We start from the raw sequence: 2685 nt of genomic DNA on the forward strand, positions 1-2685 counted from the left end.
GGGCACGGGGTGGGTTACATCTACTCCCACGACGCCCCGCATTCGATCGCCACCCAGCAGTACGCCCCGATGACTTGGCCGGGTGAATTACTACACGCCCACCGCCAACGGCGCGGAGAAGTCGATCGCCGACCGGCTGGCCCGGCTGCGGGCGATCATCCGCGGCAAGCGCTGAACCGGCCCGGAGCCCACCGAACCCCGCATCCACAGTCCAACCGCGGCCCGACCGCGCTCGGATGCGAGCTTGCTTACACCCCGCCGGCCCGATCCGCCGCGATGCCCACGGGCCGGGGTGAAGGGTGTAAACTTGATCCTTGGCTGGCAAGCCGCGCCCTCGGGCGTGGTTGCAGTGCTCACCGGGATGCGACGCCCCACCACTCTCCACCCTGGAGGCCAGTTACCATCCGTCGCTAAACAGAAGAGGACACATTTATGGCTAACGCCCGTGCCCGCCGTACCGTGCGCCTGTCGCGCGCACTTGGCATTGCACTGACCCCGAAGGCTGAGAAGTACATGGAGCGCCGTCCGTACGGCCCCGGTCAGCATGGTCGTGCCCGCAAGAAGCAGGACAGCGACTACGCAGTGCGTCTGCGCGAGAAGCAGCGTCTGCGCGCCCAGTACGGCATCCGCGAGGTCCAGATGCTCAACGCCTTCAAGGAAGCCAAGCGCCTTGGCGGGGAGACCGGCGGCAACCTGCTGGCCCTGCTCGAGTCCCGCCTGGACGCCTGGTGCTGCGTGCCGGCTTCGCCCGCACCATCCAGCAGGCCCGCCAGCTGGTCGTGCACCGCCACATCATGGTCAACGGCCAGCGTGTGGACCGCCCCTCGTTCAAGGTGAAGCCGGGTCAGGTGATCCACGTTCACGAGAAGAGCGAGAAGATGGTTCCGTTCCAGATGGCCGCCGCTGGCGAGCACGCACAGGTGCTGCCGGCCGTTCCGGGCTACCTGGACGTGAAGCTGGAATCGCTGCAGGCCACCTACGTGCGCCTGCCCGAGCGCTCGGAGATCCCGGTGACCTGCGAAGAGAACCTCGTGGTCGAGTACTACGCACGCTAGGCCACCCGCCACGCGTGCGCCGATGGCCCGCAACCGTCCACGGTTGCGGGCCATCGGTCCTTAACTACCTGTTCGGCCAATCGGTTCGATAAGGTGGACTGGCACCGAAGAACAACAGCAGAAGAGGAAGCTCATGTCGGGTTCGGATATTGCAGGTCTCATCGCCGCCGGCGTCTTCGCCATCCTGGTGGCGTTGCTGGCGGTCCCCATCATCAAGTTGGGAAAGGTTTTCGATGAGCTGCGCGACTCGATCAAGGACCTGTCCGACGGCACCACCCCGCTGATCGGGGAAGTGGCCAACACCGTGGCCACCACGAACGACCAGCTGAAGAAGGTCGACGCGATCACCTCCAACGTTTCGGACGCCACCGCGAACGCCTCGGCGCTGTCCTCGCTGGCGGCCGCCACCCTGGGCAAGCCGCTGATCAAGGTCGCCGCCTTCACCTCCGGGGTGAAGGCCGCGATGAACACCAAGCCGCGCGGCACCGGCCGCCGCAGCCGTTAGGAGTCAGGCATGAAGAAGCTGATGTGGGTCGCCATTGGTGTCGGCGTGGGCATCCTGGCCACCCGGAAGTACACCGACATCTCCTCCGGCAGCGCGCTGAACCGGCAGGTGGGCAAGTACGCCGACAACATCGCGGATGTGGCCGCCGCCTTCCGTGAGGGCATGCACAGCCGCGAACAGGAACTGCGCTCCGCGTTGGGCGTGGAAGAGAACACTATGAAGGGATCGTCCTCAGCACGATGAAAACGCAGGAAATTGCCCGCCGCTGGATCGACTTTTTCGTTTCGAAGGGTCACACCGCGGTTCCCAGCGCCTCGCTGGTCTCCACCGACCCGTCACTGCTGTTCACGGTGGCCGGCATGGTCCCGTTCATCCCCTACCTGACCGCCGTGGAGGAACCGCCCTACAGCCGGGCCACTTCCGTGCAGAAGTGCATCCGCACCGCGGACATCGAAGAGGTCGGCAAGACCGTGCGCCACGGCACCTTCTTCCAGATGTGCGGCAACTTCTCCTTCGGGGACTACTTCAAGGAAGAGGCGATCACCTTCGCCTGGGAGCTGCTGACCAACCCGGTCGCCGAGGGCGGCTACGGGCTGGACCCGCAGCGGCTGTGGGTCACCGTCTACGAGGACGGCGAGGAGCGCGACGAGGAAGCCCGGCGCATCTGGGAAGAGAAGATCGGCCTGCCGCCCGAGCGGGTCGTGGGCACCGGCAAGGAAGACAACTACTGGAACACCGGCCAGCCCGGCCCCGGCGGCCCCTGCTCGGAGATCTACTACGACCGCGGCCCCGAATACGGCATGGAGGGCGGCCCGGCGGTCGACGAGACCCGCTACATCGAGATCTGGAACCTGGTGTTCATGCAGTACCGGCTTTCGGCGGTGCGCTCGAAGACCGACTTCGACGTGGCCGGTGAGCTGCCCAAGCGCAACATCGACACCGGGCTGGGCCTGGAGCGCCTGGCGATGATCCTGCAGGGCGTGGAGAACATGTACGAGACCGACCAGGTGCGCCCGGTGCTGGACCGCGCCGCCGCCCTGGCCCAGGTGCGCTACACCTCCACCGAGGACCCGGCGGACCCGAACCACGCCAACGACGTGCGCCTGCGCATGATCGCCGACCACA

At 66.4% G+C, this 2685-nt stretch carries 3 protein-coding genes and 1 pseudogene; all 4 read left to right on the top strand.

Annotated features, from left to right (window positions below):
* Positions 1 to 432: 432 nt before the first annotated feature.
* Positions 433 to 1055: pseudogene (rpsD, locus tag JCM19049_RS11245) on the top strand (30S ribosomal protein S4).
* Between the two features lie 133 nt (positions 1056 to 1188).
* Positions 1189 to 1560 (top strand): DUF948 domain-containing protein, encoded by a 372-nt coding sequence (locus tag JCM19049_RS11250; RefSeq protein WP_054821639.1) that lies wholly within the window; start codon positions 1189 to 1191, stop codon positions 1558 to 1560.
* 9 nt (positions 1561 to 1569) lie between these two features.
* On the top strand, positions 1570 to 1803 hold the full coding sequence (locus JCM19049_RS11255; RefSeq protein ID WP_054821640.1) for a hypothetical protein: 234 nt from the start codon (positions 1570 to 1572) through the stop codon (positions 1801 to 1803).
* Positions 1800 to 2685, top strand: an 886-nt coding sequence (locus JCM19049_RS11260; RefSeq protein ID WP_279403037.1) for an alanine--tRNA ligase-related protein, incomplete at its 3' end; no start/stop codon positions are given. The genes JCM19049_RS11255 and JCM19049_RS11260, both read left to right, overlap by 4 nt.

The organism is Arthrobacter sp. JCM 19049 (assembly GCF_001310435.1).